Genomic DNA, 18,513 nt, shown 5'->3' with positions numbered 1-18,513 from the left:
TACCCTAGAGGGCCTCGCCCCGCATCAGTCGGGGCCTTGACCCGCGCGAGGCCGCAGCCTCGCCGATGAAGAAGCGCTTCAGGCCGGGCAGCCGATCAACGATCCCGAGACCCAGGTCGCGGGCGAGCCGCAGCGGCAGGGCGTCGTTCGAGAACAGGCGGTTCAGCCCGTCGGTGGCCGCCGCCATGGCGAAGCTGTCGAAGCGACGGGCGCGCTCGTAGGCGCGCAGGATATCGGGGCTTCCGGGATCGAGGCCCAGGCGCAGCGCACCGGTCACCGCGTCCGCGAGCGCCGCTGCATCCGCGAGGCCGAGATTGAGGCCCTGGCCGGCGATCGGGTGGATGACGTGGGCGGCATCGCCCAGGAGAGCGAGCCGCTCGGCGCGGAACGCGCGGGCGAGGCCGAAGGCCAGCGGGTGCCGGCTCGGTCCGTGCTCCAGGGCGAGTTGCCCGAGATCGAGGGTGAAGCGCCGCTCGATCTCGGTCAGGATCTCGTCGGGCTCTCCGGAAAGCAGGGCGTCGGCGTCGCCCGCGCGTTCCGTCCAGACGATGGAGGAGCGATGGCCCAGGGTGCCGCCGTCCCGCAGCGGCAGGATCGCGAAGGGGCCGGCCGGCAGGAAGTGTTCGAAGGCCCGCCCCTCGTGAGGCCGTGCATGGCCGATGGTCGCCACGATCCCGACCTGCGGGTAGGACCAGCCCACCCAGCCGATCCGCGCCGCCTCGCGCAGGCGGGAGCGCGCCCCGTCGGCCGCGACCAGGAGGTCGCCCCGCAGGCTCTCGCCCGTCGTCAAGCCGACGCGGATCGCCGGGCCCTCGGAAGCCGCGCGCTCCACCCCCGCCGTGACGAAGATGACCCCCGCGGCGCGGCAGGCCTCCGCCAGTGCCTCGGCGAGGGGCTCGGCCTCGATCATGTGGGCGAACGGCTCGTTCGCCGCGCGCATCGCCTCGTCCTCCTGGCCGAATGTCAGGAAGACGGGCCGCACCGGATCGGCGAGGCGGCTGTCGCTGATCACCATCGCGGTGATCGGCTCGGCCGCGCGGGCGACGCGCGTCCAGAGGCCGAGCTGCTCGAGCATCCGCCGACCGCCCGTCGCGAGGGCGTAGGCGCGGCCGCGGTGCCGCCCGGGATCGGCGGCGCCCGGATCGATCACCGTCACCGTGAGCGCCGGGCCGTGGGCCTGCCTGAGCGCCAGCGCCAGCGCGAGGCTGGGCAGGCCGCCGCCGGCGATCAGGAGGCTGCGGCTGCCGGGTCGGGGCATCTCGGCCGTCATCGTGGCGGATCTCCTGGACTCGCGCGTGCGGAACGCGTGGATTGGTTCGTCGGAAACGCCTATGTCGCACGCGGGCAACGAACGGAAACCCCGCGGGTCATGACCGACGCCAACACCGACGCGATGACGGATGCCGTCGCCGAACTGATCGCCATTCTCGACCTTGAGCGCCTCGAGGTCGACCTGTTCCGCGGCCAGAATCCGAAGACCGGCTGGCGGCGCGTCTTCGGCGGGCAGGTCGTGGCTCAGGCGCTGGTCGCCGCGACCCGGACCGTGCCGGACGACCGCCCGGCCCACTCCCTGCACGCCTATTTCATGCTCCCGGGCGATCCGCGGACGCCGATCGTCTACGAGGTCGAGCGCATCCGGGATGGCCGAAGCTTCACCACGCGCCGGGTCAAGGCGATCCAGCACGGTCGCGCAATCTTCGCCACGACGATCTCTTATCAAGTGTCCGAAGTAGGCCTCACGCACCAACCGGCGATGCCGACGGTGGCGGGACCGGAGGGGCTCCTCGACGGCAAGGCCCTGGCTCAGGCCGGCGGCACCGGCATGCCTGAGGCGATCGCCGCCTATTTCGGCCGCGACCGCCCGATCGCGCTGCGGCCGGTCGACCTCAACCGCTACATCGCGGCGGACAAGGGCGGCCGACCGCCCGAGCCGATCTTCAATGTCTGGCTGCGGGCGGCCTCGACGCTGCCGGACGATCCCGCACTGCATCGGGCCGTGCTGGCCTATGCCTCCGACATGACCCTGCTCGACGTATCGTTGATCCCGCACCGGCGTTCGGTGTTCGATCCCACCATTCAGGCTGCGAGCCTGGATCATGCCCTCTGGTTCCATCGCCCGGTCAAGACCGACGATTGGCTCCTCTACGCACAGGACAGCCCGGTCGCGAGCGGGGCCCGCGGCTTCGCCCGGGGCCAGATCTTCGACCGCGCCGGCAACCTCGTGGCGTCGGTCGCGCAGGAGGGTCTGATCCGCCCGACTAAGGATTAACTGCGCTTGCCAAACGTGTGTTGCGAGAGGGCAACACCGCCGACTGCTTAGTTTTTAGCTCTTTGCCCATCTTCTGGGCGTTTCAGCGCGAACTGCTGCCTTGATGGCAGCCGCTACGGTCTAATCCGTGGGCAAAAGTCATCCCGACGCAAAAGTTCCCCGCCAAGCTTACTTGGCACAGTCCTTGAATAGCGGCGTCCGACCGCAGGCCATCCCGAGCCTGCAGGCGACCCGCGCCGGGTCGTCCAGCAGATCGGGTGACGGCAACGGTTCCCAGGGATTTCGAAGGGGGCGTCGCCCATGAAAATCGTGATGGCCATCATCAAGCCGTTCAAGCTCGAGGAGGTGCGCGACGCGCTCACCGGCATCGGCGTCCACGGCCTGACGGTGACGGAGGTGAAGGGCTACGGGCGCCAGAAGGGCCACACCGAGATCTATCGCGGCGCGGAATACGCGGTGAGCTTCCTGCCCAAGCTGAAGATCGAGGTGGCCGTCGCCTCCGACCTGACCTCGAGCGTGATCGATGCCATCGCGGGGGCCGCCCGCACCGGCCAGATCGGCGACGGTAAGATCTTCGTCATGCCGCTGGAGAAGGCGGTGCGCATCCGGACCGGCGAGACCGACGCGGACGCCCTCTGATCCGCGGCCGCCGACCGCAGACTTCCTGAACCAACACGGATTCAAGACCGGGAGCCACGTGCCCATGAAACTTCGTCATGCCCTCATGCTCGGCTTGGGAGGCGCGGCTCTCGCCGCCCTCCTGATCGAGCCGTCCCTCGCGCAGACGCCGACACCGGAAGCCGCTTCACCGCCCCCATCCCCGATCCCCAACAAGGGTGACACGGCCTGGATGATGATCTCCTCGGCCCTCGTGCTGATGATGTCGGTGCCGGGTCTCGCGCTGTTCTACGGCGGCCTCGTGCGCACCAAGAACATGCTCTCGGTCCTCACCCAGGTCTTCGCGATCGTGTCGATCGTCGGCCTGCTCTGGGTGTTCTACGGCTATAGCCTCGCCTTCACCAACGGCGCCGGCCTCAACGACTTCGTAGGCGGCTTCTCGAAGGCCTTCCTGAAGGGCATCGACGCCAACTCCACCGTGGCGACCTTCTCCAACGGCGTCGTGATCCCCGAATACGCGTATCTGTGCTTCCAGATGACGTTCGCGATGATCACCCCGGCGCTGATCGTCGGCGCCTTCGCGGAGCGGATGAAGTTCTCGGCCCTGGTGGTGTTCACGATTCTCTGGGTCACAGTTATCTACTTCCCGATGGCCCACATGGTCTGGTACTGGGCCGGCCCGGACGCGGTCGGCAACGCCGCCAAGGCGCTCGCCGCCGCCACCGACGACGCCTCGAAAGCCACCGCCCAGGCGGCGCTGGACGCGGTCAACAAGGATGCCGGCTTCCTTTTCCAGAAGGGCGCCCTCGACTTCGCCGGCGGCACCGTGGTGCACATCAACGCCGGAATCGCCGGCTTCGTCGGCTGCCTGATCATGGGCAAGCGCATCGGCTACGGCCGCGACCTCCTTGCCCCCCACTCCCTGACCATGACGATGATCGGCGCCTCGCTGCTGTGGGTCGGCTGGTTCGGCTTCAACGCCGGCTCGAACCTCGAGTCCAACGGCACGGCCGCGCTCGCCATGCTCAATACCTTCGTGGCGACCTGCGGCGCCGCGGTGGCGTGGCTGTTCGCCGAGTGGGCGCTCAAGGGCAAGCCGTCGCTGCTCGGCATGCTGTCGGGTGCGGTCGCCGGCCTCGTGGCCGTCACCCCGGCCTCGGGCTTCGCTGGCCCGATGGGCTCGATCGTGCTCGGCCTCGTCGCCGGCGTGGTCTGCTTCGTGATGTGCTCGACGGTGAAGAACGCGCTCGGCTACGACGACTCGCTCGACGTCTTCGGCGTCCACTGCGTCGGCGGCATCCTGGGTGCGCTGGCGACCGGCATCCTGGTTGACCCGAACCTCGGCGGCGTCGGCATCCCCGACTACACCTCGAAGCCGGGCGAGCTCGCGGTCGGCGCCTACGACATGATGAGCCAGCTCATCATCCAGGCCGAGGCGGTCGGCCTGACGCTCCTGTGGTCGGGCATCGGCTCGGCGATCCTCTACAAGCTCGTCGACGTGACGATCGGCCTGCGTGTCACGCAGGAGGAGGAGCGCGAGGGCCTCGACATCGCCGATCACGGCGAGCGCGCCTACAACTACTGAGATGGGAAGGCGCGGTCCTGCGGGGCCGCGCCCGCCCATGAGAAGACCCTGGCTCCCTGTGGGCCGGGGTTTTTTGTTGCGGCCCCGTCGTCAGGCCGACATCGCTTCGCCACGCTCGCGAAGCCGGTCGGCCTCGATCTGCAGCCGGAACGATGCCGCTTCGCTCACGCGGCCCGCGTCAGCGCCGCCTTCTCCTCCGCGAAGGCCCAGTCGAGCCAGGGCGTCAGCGCCTCGAGATCGGCCGTCTCCACCGTGGCGCCGCACCAGATCCGCAGGCCTGCCGGGGCGTCGCGATAGGCGCCGATGTCGAGGGCCACGCCCTCCCGGTCGAGGCGCTCGACGAGACGAGCGGCGAAGGCCGCCACGGCCGCGTCGCCCCGGGCCAGCACGTCCGGGTCGGCGATCACGAGGCAGACGCCGGTGTTCGAGTAGGTCGCCGGGTCGACCGCGAGCGGCGCGATCCAGGGCGTGCGCGCCACCCAGTCGTAGATCACCTGCGCATTCGCGTCCGCCCGCGCGTGGAGAGCCCTCAACCCGCCGATCCGCTCGGCCCAGTCCAGCGTGTCGAGGTAATCCTCCACGGCCAGCATCGACGGCGTGTTGATCGTGTCGCCCTTGAAGATGCCCTCGATCAGTTTGCCGTCCTTGGTCAGGCGAAAGACCTTCGGCAGGGGCCAGGCTGGTGTGTGGCTCTCAAGCCGTTCCACCGCCCGGGGCGAGAGGATCAGCATGCCGTGCGCCGCCTCGCCGCCCATCACCTTCTGCCAGGAGAAAGTCACGACATCGAGCTTGTCCCAGGGCAGCGGCTGCGCGAAGGCCGCTGAAGTGGCGTCGCAGATTGTCAGCCCCTCGCGGTCGGCTGCGATCCACTCGCCGTCCGGCACCTTCACGCCGGCCGCGGTGCCGTTCCAGGTGAAGACCACGTCGCTGTGCCGCGTGTCGATGGCCGCGAAGTCCGGCAGGACGCCGTAGGGCGTCTGGTGGATCCGCGGGGCGATCTTGAGCTGCTTGAGCGCGTCCGTGACCCACTCCTTGCCGAACGCTTCCCAGGCGGCGACTTCCACCGGCCTCGGGCCGAGCATCGTCCACATCGCCATCTCGACGGCGCCCGTGTCGGAGGCCGGCACGATGCCGATCCGGTAATCGGCCGGCACCTGCAACACCGAGCGCGTGAGATCGATTGCCCGGCCGAGCTTCGCCTTGCCGAGGGGCGAACGGTGCGACCGGCCCAGCGCCGCATCGGCCAGGGCGGCCGGGCTCCAGCCCGGGCGCTTGGCACAGGGGCCGGAGGAGAAATGGGGCACGCGCGGGCGCTGCGTGGGGCGGCTAGTCATGACGATTCCATCCTTGCAGAGGGTCGCTCCTCGGCGGGGAGGCGCGTCCCGGACCCGCGCATGCGCCCAAACCGGTCGTCTGGCAAGCGCCTGTCCGGCCAGCAGTCTTCGGCGCCTGCACCCGGCCGGGACAGCCCGTTCGGACGCGCGGAACAGTCGATTAAGCTTGGGGCGTTAGCCTTAATGGCGTGCCGTGTTGTGTTCGAGGTACGCCGATGTCTATCCACAGCGTCGCGATATTGGCGGTTTGGTCCGCTCTGCTTGTGGTTATTGGGGCCTTAACGGCCCACGCCGCGCTCCCGAGCCGCCTGCGGCGGCCGGTGCCCCAGCCGCTGCTCCTCGATCCCCTGGATTACGACCGGGACGGCCCGGTGATCGACTTGGAGGCGGCCTGATCGCGGCGGCTTCCGCCGGGCAGGTCCGGGCGACGCTCGGCGGTGATGCGTTCGGCCTCCGCACGCCGCCAGCGGGCGATGGCCGCGTGATTGCCGCTGGAGAGGACATCCGGGATCGCCCGACTCTCCCAGTCGCGGGGGCGGGTATAATGCGGATATTCGAGGAGCCCGCCCTCGAAACTCTCCTCGATGCCGGATTCCATTTTGCCCATCACGCCGGGCAGCAGGCGAACGCAGGCGTCCAGCACCACCAGAGCGGCGATCTCGCCGCCCGAGAGCACGTAGTCGCCGATGGAGACTTCCTCCAGGCTGCGCCCTTCGATCACCCGCTCGTCGACCCCCTCGAAGCGCCCGCAGACGATCAGCGCGCCCGGGCCTCCGGCAAGGTCGCGCACCCGCGCCTGAGTGAGGGGGCGGCCGCGGGGCGACATCAGGAGCCGCGGGCGCTGGTCGTCGGCCCCGGTCGCCGCGTCGATGGCGGCGGCGAGCACGTCGCAGCGCAGCACCATTCCGGCACCGCCGCCGGCCGGCGTGTCGTCAACCGATCGGTGACGGCCGAGCCCGTGCTCGCGGATGTTGCGAGCCTCCAGGGTCCAGTCGCCTCGCGTCAGCGCGTCGCCCGAGAGCGACACGCCGAGCGGGCCCGGGAACATCTCCGGGTAAAGGGTGAGGATCGTGGCCCGCCAGGGCGCGTCCGCGTGTGTCATGGCGCTTGATCGCGCGCGGGGTGCGGCACGGTCAACGCCGTCGGCACCGATGGGACCCGCGGCGGGTTGTCGGCCATGACCCGCACCCTGGCTTGCCTGATCGTCGCCTTCACCGCCGCCGTCGCCGGACCGGTTCTTGCGGCCGGGCCGCTGGCGCCGCCCGGGGCGCCCGCCGGCGCCTTCCCCGAGCCCGACCGGCCGGTCGCCGAGATCGTCGCTCCGCGCTGGTCCTCGGAAGCCGAGCGCGACAGGGCCGGCGAGTTCGAGGCCGTCGCCAAGGGCATGACCATCGCGCCCGGTGAGACGGTGGCGGATATCGGCGCCGGCAGCGGCTACTACGTTGTGCGGCTGAGCCCCCGGGTCGGGCCCGGTGGCCGGGTGCTGGCCGAGGATGTGACCCCGGCGTACTTGGCGGCTCTCGAAAAGCGCGTGGCGGCTCTCGGGAACGTCACGGTCGTGCAGGGCGAGCCCCACGATCCGCGCCTGCCGCCCTCCGGCGTGGACGCCGCGATCCTCGTCCACATGTACCACGAGATCACTCAGCCCTTCGGTCTCCTTTACAATCTCGCGGCGTCGATGCGGCCTGGCGGTCGGGTCGGCATCGTCGATGCGGACGACATCCCGTCCCGGCACGGGACGCCGCCGGCGCTCCTGCGCTGCGAACTCACGGCCGCCGGCTATCGCGAGACCGGCTTCCACCCGCTGAAGGGCGGTGCCTACCTCGCGGTGTTCGCGGCCCCCGCGCCCGATCAGCGGCCGAGCCCGGCGGCGATCCGACCCTGCCGCGACGCCGCGACGCCGCGCTGAGCCGCCGGCACGGGCGCGATCTTCACGGTTTCTCAGCCCGCGCCCGGCAGCATCACGGCTCGTCCTTCTCGGTGCAGGCCGGCGCATGCTCTTCGGTTTCTGGCTCGACCAGCCCCTCTGGGCCATCTTCGCCATCCTAGCCGTGCCGTTCGCAGTCCTGAGCGCGTTCCTGTGGCTGGCGACCCGCCTGCGCCCGACGCGCCCCCTGATGGTCCGGCTCGGTGCGGGCATGGTTCCCACCTACTTCACGGCGATCGCCACCCTGCTGGCGCTCCTGACCGGATTCGTGGCGAACGATGCATGGGAGCGTCAGCGGTCGGCGGCCCGGACGCTTCAGGCCGAGCGTGCCAACGCGCTGGCGGTCTATGACCTCAGCCTCGCCTCAGTTTCCGACATGCGCAACATCCGGGAGGCGCTCGCCGCCTATCTCGACGTGGTGATCACGCAGGAATGGCCGCGCATGAGCGAGGGCGGCTACGCGCCCCAGGCCGGGACCGGGCTGCGGCGACTCCTCGAAACGGTATCCGATCCGAAGATCACCGCCGAGGCGGGGGCGCCGGTCCATGCCGCGCTGCTGAACGCCGCCATGGCCCTGCGGGCCGATCGCGGCGAGCGGCTGGCGCTGTGCCGGACCGCCAGCGACGAGACCAAGTGGCTGACGCTCCTGGTGCTCGCGGCCCTGACCCTCGTGGCCCTGGGTCTGGTCCACACGGAGCACGCCGCGGCCCAGGCGACGGTCCTGGCGACTTTCTCGCTGGCGATGGTGACGACCCTCGGCCTGATCGCGCTCCACGAGCGCCCGTTCGACGGGCCGCTTGCGATGAGCGCCGAGCCCCTGATCATCGCGCACACCGTCGTGGTGGGAGCGGCGCCGTAGGTCAGCCCGGATCGTCGGCAGGCTTCTCGCCGGGCGGCGCGAAAAGATCCTCCGGCACCGCCACGGTGACGCGGCGCCCGGCCATGTCGAGGGTCGGCACGAACGCCTTGGTAAAGGGCAGGAGGGCAGTGGCGCCGCCGCCCGGCGGGCGCAGCTCGAGGAGGTCGCCGCCGCCGTAATTCGGCACGGCCACGATCGTCCCGATAACGGCTCCGGCCGCGTCCACCGCGGTGGCGCCGATCAGGTCCGCCGCGTAGACCTCGTCCTCGTCTTCTGGGGCGGCCAGGCGGTCGCGGGGGACGAAGACGGCGACGCGGTTCAGCGCCTCCGCGGCGTTGCGGCCGGAGACGCCTTTCACCCGGGCGACCAGCATATCGGGTGAGGAACCCGGCGCGGGGCGCACGTCGGCGAGCGTCAGCGTGCGCCCGTCCGCGGTCAGCAGCGCTCCGTAGCTGGCGATCGCCTGCGGATCGCCCGTGTAGGATTTGAGGCGGATCTCGCCGTTCAACCCGTGCGCCCGCCCGAACTCGCCCAGGAGGACGAGGTTCGGATCGGGCGGCACGGGCTGAGCGGCCGGCTTCGGGGCCGGTGCCCTGGGCGAGGTCGCGGCGCCGGGCGCGATCGCTCCGATGGCCGGACTCGTGCGGCCGCGGCGGCCGCCGTCGCGGGGGAAGGACCTGCGGGGCGGCGCGCCATGGCAATCGACCTTCGCTGCGCCTTAGGCGGCGGCGTCCTCGGCGGGGGCGGCGGCCTTCTCGGCGCGCTTGGCGGCACGCTCCTTGGCCTTCTCGCCAGGCTCCGCCTTCTGCGGATTGTTGCGGGTCGGGCGCTTGGCGAGGCCGGCCTGGTCGAGGAAGCGCAGGACGCGATCGGTCGGCTGCGCACCCTTGGCGAGCCAGCCCTGGATCTTCTCGTTGTCGAGCACGATGCGGGCCGGATCGTCCTTGGCCTTCATCGGGTCGTAGGCGCCGACCTTGTCGATGAAGCGGCCGTCGCGGGGAGCGCGGGCGTCGGCGACGACGATGCGGTAGTAGGGGCGCTTCTTGGCGCCGCCGCGGGTGAGGCGGATCTTGAGGGCCATGGTCTGACTACTTTCGCTGTTGCTCGATCTGGGACTCGTGGTCCGCCTTGATCGACTGGTGATGCCGAATGACTTCCTTGACCACGAAGGCCAGAAACTTCTCGGCGAAATCGGGGTCGAGCTTGGCCTCGACCGCGAGTTTGCGGAGCCGGGCGACCTGACGGGCCTCCCGGTCCGGATCGGAAGGGGGGATCCCCTTTCGGGCCTTGAGCTCGCCGACCCGCTGCGTGCAGCGGAAGCGCTCGGCGAGGAGATGGATCAGCGCCGCATCGAAATTGTCGATGCTGTCCCGCAGGCGCGCGAGTTCGGGATCGACGGCCTGCGCCGCGAGCACGCTCATTTCTTCTTCCCCGGCATGAACCCGCCGAGACCCGGAAGCCTGGGACCACCGAGCCCGGGAAGTCCCGGAAGCTTGGGCATCCCGCCCCCGCCGCCCAGGCCCGGCGGCATCGGCGGCAGCTTGCCGCCGAACTGCTTCTCGAGCTGCGCGATCTGTTCGGGCGTCGGCTCCGGCATGCCGGGCGGGAGGCCTGGCATGCCCCCCGGCATGCCGCCGCCCATCCCGCCGCCGCCGAGCCCGAACATCGAGCCGAGCGCCTGCCCGATCCCGCGCTTGCCCTGGCCCATCGCCTTCATCATGTCGGCCATGGTCCGGTGCATCTTCAGGAGCTTGTTGATCTCCGAGACGTCGACGCCCGAGCCCGCCGCGATGCGCTTCTTGCGGCTGTTCTTGAGGAGGTCGGGGTTCTTCCGCTCCTGCGGGGTCATCGACGAGATGATCGCCCGCTGGCGCTTGAACATCTTCTCGTCGAGGTTGGCGCCCTCGACCTGCTTCTTGATCTGGCCCATCCCGGGCAGCATGCCCATCAGGCCGCCGATGCCGCCCATCTTCTCCATCTGGGCGAGCTGCATGGAGAGATCCTCCAGGTCGAACTTGCCCTTGCGCATCTTCTCCGCGGTGCGGAGCGCCTGCTCGTGGTCGATGGTCTCGGCGGCCTTCTCGACCAGCGAGACGATGTCGCCCATGCCGAGGATGCGGTTGGCGACGCGGGCCGGGTGGAACTCCTCCAGCGCGTCGACCTTCTCGCCGACGCCGACGAGCTTGATCGGCTTGCCGGTGACGGCGCGCATGGAGAGCGCCGCGCCGCCGCGGGAATCGCCGTCCATCCGGGTCAGCACGATGCCGGTGACGCCGAGCCGCTCGTCGAAGGCGCGGGCGGTGTTGACCGCATCCTGGCCGGTGAGCGCGTCGGCGACGAGCAGCACCTCGTGCGGCCTTGTCGCGGCCTTCACATCGGCGGCCTCGGCCATCAGGCCCTCGTCCACCGTGGTGCGGCCGGCGGTGTCGAGCATCACCACGTCGAAGCCGCCGAGGCGGGCCGCGTCCATGGCGCGCTTGGCGATCTGCACCGCCGACTGGCCGGCCACGATCGGCAGGCTCTCGACGCCCACCTGCTTGGCCAGCACCGCGAGCTGCTCCATGGCGGCCGGGCGGCGGGTGTCGAGGGAGGCGAGCAGCACCTTGCGCTTCTCGCGCTCGGAGAGGCGCCGGGCGATCTTGGCGGTGGTGGTGGTCTTGCCCGAGCCCTGCAGACCGACCATCAGGATCGGCACCGGGGCGGGGGCGTTGAGATCGACGGTCTCGGCGTCGGTACCGAGCATCGCCACCAGCTCGTCGTTGACGATCTTCACGACCATCTGGCCGGGCGTCACCGACTTGAGCACGACGGCACCGACGGCCTTCTCCTTCACCCGGTCGGTGAAGCCGCGGACCACCTCCAGGGCGACGTCGGCCTCCAGCAGGGCGCGGCGCACCTCGCGCATGGCGGCGGTGACGTCGGCCTCGGTGAGCGCACCCCGGCGAGTGAGCCCTGAGAGGATGCCGGAGAGGCGGTCGGACAGGCCTTCGAACATGATCCTGACGCCCCGCCGTTACTGTTCGAGCCCGGCGCGCTCGACGCGGCGCGCCTGAAGGGCGGCCTCGAAGCTGCGCACCGCCTTGGCGAACTTGTCCCGGCAATCCGGGTTGCAGAAGCCCACCACGGCGCCGTTGTAGAGGGTCAGCGAATCGGCCGAGATCGGCTTGCCCGACCACGGGCAGCTCTCGTTGATCGCGTCCTCGATGTTCAAGGTCTGCTGATCTGGCGTCATGCGATTGCCTCGGCCGGCGGGGCCCGTCGCGGCGGATCGGCCCAACGCCCATCGCGCCCGAGGGCGCGGACGCGCTGTCGGGCGTTGACCTCCGGCCTCACGGGACCGGTCGGCTTGGCATCGGTCGATCTGCTACGGATCGGGAGGGCGGGGCGTAGCCGCGATGGGTTGGAAAGTCAATTTTTACGCTCCCGCACACCGACGACGGCCGCGCCGCGAGGGAGGCAGCACCGTAGGCTTTACCGATCGTTAAGCATGTTCGGATTGTCATCGACGGGTATTCGCTCAGGACGCCGCCGATGTCGGAACCCGCCCGCTCCACACAGCCGATCGATGCCGGCGATCGCCCTGCGCCCGGTCCGCTTCGGGACTGGCTCGCCGCGATGAAGACGCAGAGCCCGGCCGAGGTGCGCGGCGAGGGACGGTCCGAGGAGCGACGGTCGGAGAAGGTCGCCCGCACCAGCGAGGCGACTTGGTCGCCGCGCATCGTTGACCCGGCCCAGCCGTCGTCGGCGGCGGGCGAGGACGCGGATCTCTCGGAGCTGATGGCCGAGAACCTGATGCTGAAGGCGAAGCTGCGTCTCGAAGCCGAGCGTCAGGACGAGCTTCAGGCGATTCTGGCGGAGGAGATCCGGTCGCTGCGCGAGCACATCCGCGAGGAGATCGGTTCGCTCGAGGATCTGCGGGCCGAGCAGGAGGACGTTCGCGCCGCGCGCGAGGACCTCCAGCTGGAGCGCGAGCGGGTCCGGGCCGAGGCCGAGGCGATGCGGGCCGAGCGCGACCGTGCGACGGCCGAGCGTGACGCCCTGCGGGCCGAGACCCTGAGCCTGACCGGCGAGCGCGACGCGCTGCGGGAGGAGCGCGATCTGTGGCGGGCACGGACCGAGGCGCTGGCCCAGCCCCTGTTCCAGATGCAGAAGCGCTGATCGCGCCGCACATCCTTTAGAAAGCCGAAGGGCCACCCGAGAGGGTGGCCCTTCCATTGCCGAACCGTGATGTCCGGCGGAACTGTCCCGAGATCGGGTCTCTGACGCGTCTTAGAGCGACGCGCCGGAGGCGACGGTCCAGGTCCGAGAAGCCGAGACACACGGCTGATGACAATGAGACACTGGATCACCTCCTTTCGTTGGTTGCGGGTGAGGCGAAGGTAGGTGTCCGCGCCGGCCTTGTGAAGCCCCGCGGCTGCGCCCGTTTGTCCTCCCCGGCGCCGCGCTTCCCCGCTCCGGTCCCCGGGCGTATGACGGGCGCTCCCAGGTCAGCCCGAACCGCCTTGAACGCGCCCTTCACGAACCCGCAACGGCCCGCCGACGAGGCCGCGCTCGATCCCGACGCGATGCGCCAGCCGCTCGGGAGCGCGTGGTACTGTGTCGGTCAGTCCCGCGGACTCGCCCGAACGGGCCTGCGCGCGGTCGAGCTGAACGGCGAGCAGATCGTGATGGGGCGCGCTCCGGACGGCAGCCCCTTCGCGCTGCGCGATCGCTGTCCCCACCGCGGCATGGCCCTGTCGAAGGGGCGGTTCGACGGCGACGCGCTGATGTGCCCGTTCCACGGCTGGCGCTTCGGCACGGACGGGCGCTGCCGCGACGTGCCGACGCTCTCGGAGCACGATGCGGCCGATTTCTCCCGCATCCAGGTCCAGCGCTTTCCGGTCCGCGAGAGCGCCGGGTTCCTCTGGGTGAACCCGCATGTCGGACCCGACGTAGGGGACGTGCCCGCGGTGCCGGAGCTGGATTTCGAGCCGGCGGGATCCCTCGTGGTCGAACTCGTGGTCGAGGCGTCCTTCGATCTCACCACCCTGAGCCTCGTGGATCCGGGGCACGTCGCCTTCGTCCACGATTCCTGGTGGTTCCGGCCCTCGAAGCAGCTTCGCGAGAAGGTGAAAACCTTCCAGCCGATGCCCCATGGCTTCGTCATGACGAGCCACGCCACCACGACGAGTTCGCCGGTCTACCGCCTCCTCGGCGGCGTGCCCGAGGTCGAGATCGAGTTCCGCCTGCCCGGCGTGAGGCTTGAGCGTATCCGCGCAGGCGAGAAGCGGGTGGCGAACTACACCTTCGCGACCCCGTTGACGCCGAGCCGGACCCTGCTGACCAATGCCCTCTACTGGAGCATGCCGGCCCTGAACCTGCTCAAGCCCGTTGCGCGGCCGCTGATGCGCCAGTTCCTCACCCAGGACCAGCAGGTGCTCCAGCACGCGCAGGCCGGCCTGGACCGCAAGCCCACCATGGTCCTGTTCGGTCAGGCCGACCTGCCCTCGCAATGGTACTTCCGGTTGAAGCGCGAGGCGCTGGAATCCGCCCGTGACGGGCGGCCGTTCGCGAACCCGCTGGAGCGGCGGGAACTGCGCTGGCGCTCCTGAGGGCGCTCGCGGGAGAGCGGCGGCGCTGCCTCCACCCGCATGAGACGCGGGATCCCGGCGCGATCCCGATCCCACGTGTCTAAACGCGAGCCGAGGAGTAGCGGCGAAATCCGATCTCGCCCGGCACTTAAGACCTTATTAACCATACATAGAGCAATCCTGACGAAGCATTACCTCTCATTGAGACGCTTCGCGCCGATGCCCCGCTTCTTCATCGATCTGCACGACGGCTCGCAGCCGATCCGCGATGAGGTCGGCTTCGACCTGCCGGACCTGTCGGCCGCGCGGTCCAAGGTCACCCGCATCATGTCGGCCATCGCCCGCGACATGCTGCCGGACGTCGAGCGTCAGGATTACGTCGCCTGCGTGCGCGACGGCGTCGGCAAGGTGGTTTACCGGGCGCGCCTCTCGCTCGCCGCCGAGGCGGTCGACTGAAAGCTTCCCTGAGGCGCCCGGCCGCGCCCCGGCGGAGCTTGACCGCTCCGGTGCGGCGGCCATCTGTGATCCATGAAACGGCGCAGCCTGCTCACGGTCGCCAGCGCGGCCACGGTGATGACGCTCGGCGGTGTCGGCTACGCCGCCCACCGGCGCGGCAGGAACCCGTATTACAGCGGGCCGACCTCCGATCATTTTGACGGACTGCGGTTCTTCCTGCCGGATCAGGCGACCGACAAGTCGCTGCCGGACGTTCTACGCTGGCAGGCCAAGCGGCAGCGCGAGCCCTGGCCGAAGAGCTTCCCCAGCCCCTATCCCGCGGACCGGCCACCCGAGCGCGTTGCGGGCCTACGGGTTACCCTGATCGGCCACGCGAGCTATCTCGTGCAGGTCGCCGGCCGCAACCTCTTGATCGATCCGGTCTTCGCCAAGCGGGCGAGCCCGGTGCGCTTCGCCGGACCGAAGCGCGTCAACCCGCCGGGCATCGCCTTCGCAGACCTGCCGCCCATCGACGCGGTGCTCATCACCCACAATCACTACGACCATCTCGACGGGCCAAGCCTCGCCCGGATCTGGCAGGCGCATCAGCCTTTGATCGTGGCCCCGCTCGGCAACGACGCGATCCTGCGCGGCTATGACGACACGATGCACGTGGAGACGCGCGACTGGGGCCAGTCGGTCGACCTGGGGGAGGGGGCTGCAGGTCCACTTGGCGCCGGCGAACCACTGGTCGGCCCGGGGCGTCAACGACCGGCGCATGGCCCTGTGGTGCGCCTTCGTGATCACCTCGCCCCGGGGCGTGCACTACCACGTGGGCGATACCGGCTTCGGTGATGGCGGCCTGTTCCGCGCAATCCGGAGCCATTTCGGACCTCCCCGCCTGGCGACGCTGCCGATCGGCGCCTACGAGCCGCGCTGGTTCATGCGGGCGCAGCACGTCAATCCCGCCGAGGCCGTGGAGGCCTACGGGCTGCTCGGCGCCGAGCAGGCGCTCGGTCACCACTGGGGTACTTTCCAGCTCACCGACGAGGGTATCGAGCGGCCGGCCGAAGCCTTGTCGGCGGCGCTGGGAGAAGCCGGGATCGCGCCCGAGCGGTTCCTGGCGCTCCGGCCCGGCCAAGTCTGGCAGGCGTGACGCCGCCGAGGTCACACGTCGTCTGGCTCGGCATGATGCGTGCATCATTCTGCATGCAGCATGGAGACGCGGCTCAGGGGGCGCCGCCGCGCGCCTGAGGGGCGTGCGCCGTTCCGTGCGGCGCATCCGCCTTCAGCCGAGAGACACGATGAACCCGATCAAGCCTACACGCCGATCCCTGGTGGCCGGGGGCGTCGCCCTGGCCGCGTTCGGGGCGGCGGGCCGGGCCCGCGCGCAGGGGGCGGTCCCCGGCAGCCTCACCTACGGCATCTCCATGACCGACCTGCCGCTCACCACCGGCCAGCCGGATCGGGGCGCCGGCGGCTACCAGTTCACGGGCCTGACCCTGTACGACCCGCTGGTGGCCTGGGAGCTCGATGTCGCCGACAGGCCGGGCAGGATGGTCCCCGGGCTTGCCACGTCGTGGGAGAGTGACCCGGCCGATCCCAAGGTGTGGACGTTCCATCTGCGCGAGGGCGTGGCCTTCCACGACGGCTCGGTCTTCGACGCCGACGCGGTGATCTGGAACTTCGACAAGGTGCTCAACAAGGAGGCGCCGCATTTCGACCAGCGGCAGGCCGCGCAGGTCCGCCCCCGCCTTCCGGGGGTGGCGAGCTACCGGAAGCTCGACGCGAAGACCGTCCAGGTGACGACCAAGACCCCGGACAGCCTGTTTCCCTACCAGATGCTGTGGTTCCTGATCTCCTCGCCCGCGCAGTACGAGAAGGTCGGGCGCGACTGGGCGAAGTTCGCCTTCGAGCCTTCGGGCACTGGGCCGTTCCGCATGGGCCAGCTGGTCCCGCGGGTGCGCCTCGAACTCCTGCCGAACGCCGGCTACTGGAACCCGAAGCGGGTGCCGAAGCTCGCCAAGCTGACGCTCACTTGCGTGCCCGAGGATCTCGCCCGGGTGAACGCGCTCCTGTCGGGCAACGTCGACCTGATCGAGGCGCCCGCGCCCGACGCGGTGCCGCGCCTGAAGGCCGCCGGCATGCGCGTCGTCGGCAACGACACGCCGCATGTCTGGAACTACCACCTGTCGATGCTGGAGGGCTCGCCCTGGCGGGACTTGCGCCTGCGCAAGGCCGCCAACCTCGCCATCGATCGCGCCGGCGTCGTGGAATTGATGGGCGGCCTCGCCCAGCCGGCGGTCGGACAGGTGCAGCAGTCGAGCCCGTGGTTCGGCAAGCCGAGCTTCCAGATCAAGACGGACGTCGATGCGGCCCGCAGGCTCGTGCAGGAGGCCGGCTACTCGTTCCAGAAGCCCGTGAAGGCCACCGTCCTCATCCCCACCGGCGGCACCGGGCAGATGCTGTCCCTGCCGATGAACGAGTACGTGCAGCAGAGCTGGGCCGAGATCGGCATCCAGGTCGAGTTCAAGACGGTCGAGCTGGAGGTGGCCTACACCGCCTGGCGCCAGGGGGCGGCGGATCCGAGCCTCAAGGGCGTCACGGCGGGCAACATCGCCTACGTCACGTCGGATCCGTTCTACGCGATCCTGCGCTTCTACGATTCGCGGCAGATCTCACCGAACGGCGTGAACTGGAGCCACTACCGCAACCCGGAGGTCGACGCCCTGTGCGACAAGGTCAAGGCGAGCCTCGATACGGATGAGCAGAACAGGCTGCTCGCGCGCATCCACGAGATTGTCGTGGACGATGCGGTACAGGTTTGGGTGGTGCATGACACCAATCCACACGCTTTGTCGCCCCGGGTGAAGGATTATGTTCAGGCTCAGCACTGGTTTCAGGACCTGGCGACGCTCGCCTGAACCTCTCCGAATCATCGGATGTGGCGGCCAGGACGGGAGGCTGTCGGAACTATCCTTGAGGCGGTGGGTTGGATCCCCCAACGCACGAAGGAGTGTTCCATGAAGACCCTGCTCGCCGGTGCCATCCTGGCCACCTCCGTCGCGACCGTGGTGCCCGCAGCCGCGCAGCGCATCGACATCGGACCGAACGGTCCGAGCGTGGATCTGCGCTCCCGCAGCCAGCGTGAGCGCGACTTCCGCCGCGAGGAGTATCGCCGGGATCGCGCCTACGACGAGGACCGGTACTACCGGCGCCAGCGTTTCGAGGATGACCGACCCGTCGTCCGCCGCGGCTACGGATACTGATCCGATCTTCGGAGGATCATCCGAGGACTGCGCATACACAGGGGGGCCGGCATCCGCCGGCCCCTTTTTCTGTGCCCAATCGCGGACAGACATGGAACGCGACGCCACGGGATCAATTTCGCACTTGCAGCAAGGCTGGCCAGGGCCTAGGAAGATCGAGCATCAAGTTTCGGGAGCTTTTGGCAATGACCCTTCGTATCCTCAGTGGCTTCGCCGCGGCCGCCCTCGCCGTTTCCACCCTGGCGGTTCCGGCCGCGATGGCGAAGCCGACGGGCGGCGCGAGCGCCGTCAAGATGATCGACACCGACAACGACGGCACTGTGGACATGAAGGAAGTGGAGGCCGTGGCCTCGGCGACCTTCGATCGCCTCGAGAAGGATGCGGACGGCACCCTCGATGCCCGCGAGCTGAAGGGCCGTCTGAGCGCGGCCGGCGTGAAGCAGGCCGATCCGGACAGCGACGGTACCCTCGACAAGAAGGAGTACCTCGCGGCGGTCGGCGAGCGCTTCAAGCTGGCCGATCCGGATGGCGACGGCACCCTGGATGCCAAGGAGCTGAACTCGAAGGCCGGCAAGGCGCTCCTCGCCCTCATCAAGTAAGATCGCGCGGCATCCGCCCAGGATCGTTGTCGCGATCGAGGCCCCCGT

At 69.8% G+C, this 18,513-nt stretch carries 19 protein-coding genes and 1 pseudogene; 12 read left to right on the top strand and 8 right to left on the bottom strand.

Translation table 11 applies throughout. The features are described 5' to 3' along the window. Positions 1-4: 4 nt before the first annotated feature. Positions 5-1,270 (bottom strand): FAD-dependent monooxygenase, encoded by a 1,266-nt coding sequence (locus tag MMSR116_RS03985; protein WP_010683621.1) that lies wholly within the window; start codon positions 1,268-1,270, stop codon positions 5-7. A gap of 99 nt (positions 1,271-1,369) precedes the next feature. Between MMSR116_RS03985 and tesB the strand changes: the two genes are divergently transcribed. The 3 genes from tesB to MMSR116_RS03970 all read left to right on the top strand — a co-directional run bounded on the left by tesB (position 1,370) and on the right by MMSR116_RS03970 (position 4,472). Continuing rightward, the gene (tesB, locus tag MMSR116_RS03980) at positions 1,370-2,269 is read left to right on the top strand and encodes an acyl-CoA thioesterase II (RefSeq protein WP_083920211.1); all 900 of its coding nucleotides are present in this window, start codon (positions 1,370-1,372) and stop codon (positions 2,267-2,269) included. A 300-nt stretch (positions 2,270-2,569) separates the two neighbouring features. Next, positions 2,570-2,908 carry a P-II family nitrogen regulator gene (locus MMSR116_RS03975; RefSeq protein WP_010683623.1) on the top strand — a complete coding sequence of 113 codons (339 nt, stop codon included), beginning with the start codon at positions 2,570-2,572 and terminating at the stop codon, positions 2,906-2,908. A 64-nt stretch (positions 2,909-2,972) separates the two neighbouring features. Further along, on the top strand, positions 2,973-4,472 hold the full coding sequence (locus MMSR116_RS03970; RefSeq protein WP_010683624.1) for an ammonium transporter: 1,500 nt from the start codon (positions 2,973-2,975) through the stop codon (positions 4,470-4,472). Between the two features lie 164 nt (positions 4,473-4,636). On the opposite strand, the gene MMSR116_RS03965 is transcribed toward MMSR116_RS03970, so the two are convergent. Both MMSR116_RS03965 and trmD read right to left on the bottom strand, forming a co-directional pair. Next, a complete protein-coding gene (locus MMSR116_RS03965; RefSeq protein ID WP_010683625.1) occupies positions 4,637-5,806 on the bottom strand; it encodes a phosphoserine transaminase in 1,170 nt (389 codons plus the stop codon). A 352-nt stretch (positions 5,807-6,158) separates the two neighbouring features. Next, positions 6,159-6,908, bottom strand: a complete 750-nt coding sequence (trmD, locus tag MMSR116_RS03960) for a tRNA (guanosine(37)-N1)-methyltransferase TrmD (RefSeq protein ID WP_039893076.1) — start codon at positions 6,906-6,908, stop codon at positions 6,159-6,161. Positions 6,909-6,983: 75 nt separating this feature from the next. Between trmD and MMSR116_RS03955 the strand changes: the two genes are divergently transcribed. Together MMSR116_RS03955 and MMSR116_RS03950 are read left to right on the top strand one after the other, a co-directional pair. After that, positions 6,984-7,715, top strand: coding sequence for a class I SAM-dependent methyltransferase (locus MMSR116_RS03955; protein WP_039893080.1), 732 nt, complete (start codon positions 6,984-6,986; stop codon positions 7,713-7,715). A gap of 85 nt (positions 7,716-7,800) precedes the next feature. After that, positions 7,801-8,592 (top strand): DUF4239 domain-containing protein, encoded by a 792-nt coding sequence (locus MMSR116_RS03950; protein WP_039893082.1) that lies wholly within the window; start codon positions 7,801-7,803, stop codon positions 8,590-8,592. A 1-nt stretch (position 8,593) separates the two neighbouring features. On the opposite strand, the gene rimM is transcribed toward MMSR116_RS03950, so the two are convergent. The 5 genes from rimM to MMSR116_RS03925 form a co-directional block, all read right to left on the bottom strand. Beyond that, a complete protein-coding gene (rimM, locus tag MMSR116_RS03945; protein ID WP_432419899.1) occupies positions 8,594-9,223 on the bottom strand; it encodes a ribosome maturation factor RimM in 630 nt (209 codons plus the stop codon). An 87-nt stretch (positions 9,224-9,310) separates the two neighbouring features. Next, entirely contained in the window at positions 9,311-9,673 is a 363-nt protein-coding gene (gene rpsP / locus MMSR116_RS03940; protein WP_010683629.1) for a 30S ribosomal protein S16, read from the bottom strand. 7 nt (positions 9,674-9,680) lie between these two features. Continuing rightward, positions 9,681-10,013, bottom strand: coding sequence for a chorismate mutase (locus MMSR116_RS03935; RefSeq protein ID WP_012320554.1), 333 nt, complete (start codon positions 10,011-10,013; stop codon positions 9,681-9,683). Next, positions 10,010-11,587 carry a signal recognition particle protein gene (gene ffh, locus MMSR116_RS03930; RefSeq protein ID WP_010683631.1) on the bottom strand — a complete coding sequence of 526 codons (1,578 nt, stop codon included), beginning with the start codon at positions 11,585-11,587 and terminating at the stop codon, positions 10,010-10,012. The genes MMSR116_RS03935 and ffh overlap by 4 nt, the downstream gene beginning before the upstream one ends. Before the next feature lie 18 nt (positions 11,588-11,605). Continuing rightward, positions 11,606-11,824, bottom strand: coding sequence for a hypothetical protein (locus tag MMSR116_RS03925; protein ID WP_010683632.1), 219 nt, complete (start codon positions 11,822-11,824; stop codon positions 11,606-11,608). A gap of 299 nt (positions 11,825-12,123) precedes the next feature. Between MMSR116_RS03925 and MMSR116_RS03920 the strand changes: the two genes are divergently transcribed. The 7 genes and pseudogenes from MMSR116_RS03920 to MMSR116_RS03890 all read left to right on the top strand — a co-directional run bounded on the left by MMSR116_RS03920 (position 12,124) and on the right by MMSR116_RS03890 (position 18,465). Then, positions 12,124-12,750, top strand: coding sequence for a hypothetical protein (locus MMSR116_RS03920; protein WP_010683633.1), 627 nt, complete (start codon positions 12,124-12,126; stop codon positions 12,748-12,750). A 407-nt stretch (positions 12,751-13,157) separates the two neighbouring features. Further along, on the top strand, positions 13,158-14,183 hold the full coding sequence (locus tag MMSR116_RS03915; RefSeq protein ID WP_051072175.1) for an aromatic ring-hydroxylating oxygenase subunit alpha: 1,026 nt from the start codon (positions 13,158-13,160) through the stop codon (positions 14,181-14,183). Positions 14,184-14,381: 198 nt separating this feature from the next. After that, entirely contained in the window at positions 14,382-14,618 is a 237-nt protein-coding gene (locus tag MMSR116_RS03910; RefSeq protein ID WP_010683635.1) for a DUF6894 family protein, read from the top strand. A 72-nt stretch (positions 14,619-14,690) separates the two neighbouring features. Then, positions 14,691-15,753 (top strand): annotated as a pseudogene (locus MMSR116_RS03905) (MBL fold metallo-hydrolase). A gap of 148 nt (positions 15,754-15,901) precedes the next feature. Beyond that, positions 15,902-17,521 (top strand): ABC transporter substrate-binding protein, encoded by a 1,620-nt coding sequence (locus tag MMSR116_RS03900; RefSeq protein ID WP_010683637.1) that lies wholly within the window; start codon positions 15,902-15,904, stop codon positions 17,519-17,521. 99 nt (positions 17,522-17,620) lie between these two features. After that, positions 17,621-17,866: a hypothetical protein gene (locus MMSR116_RS03895; protein WP_010683638.1), complete on the top strand. Its 246-nt coding sequence runs from the start codon at positions 17,621-17,623 to the stop codon at positions 17,864-17,866. 185 nt (positions 17,867-18,051) lie between these two features. Beyond that, positions 18,052-18,465, top strand: a complete 414-nt coding sequence (locus tag MMSR116_RS03890) for a calcium-binding EF-hand-containing protein (RefSeq protein WP_010683639.1) — start codon at positions 18,052-18,054, stop codon at positions 18,463-18,465. The last annotated feature ends 48 nt before the right edge of the window (positions 18,466-18,513 follow it).

Source organism: Methylobacterium mesophilicum SR1.6/6 (assembly GCF_000364445.2).
Classification (GTDB): Bacteria; Pseudomonadota; Alphaproteobacteria; order Rhizobiales; family Beijerinckiaceae; genus Methylobacterium; species Methylobacterium mesophilicum_A.
This window is presented reverse-complemented; position numbering and strand designations above follow the sequence as displayed.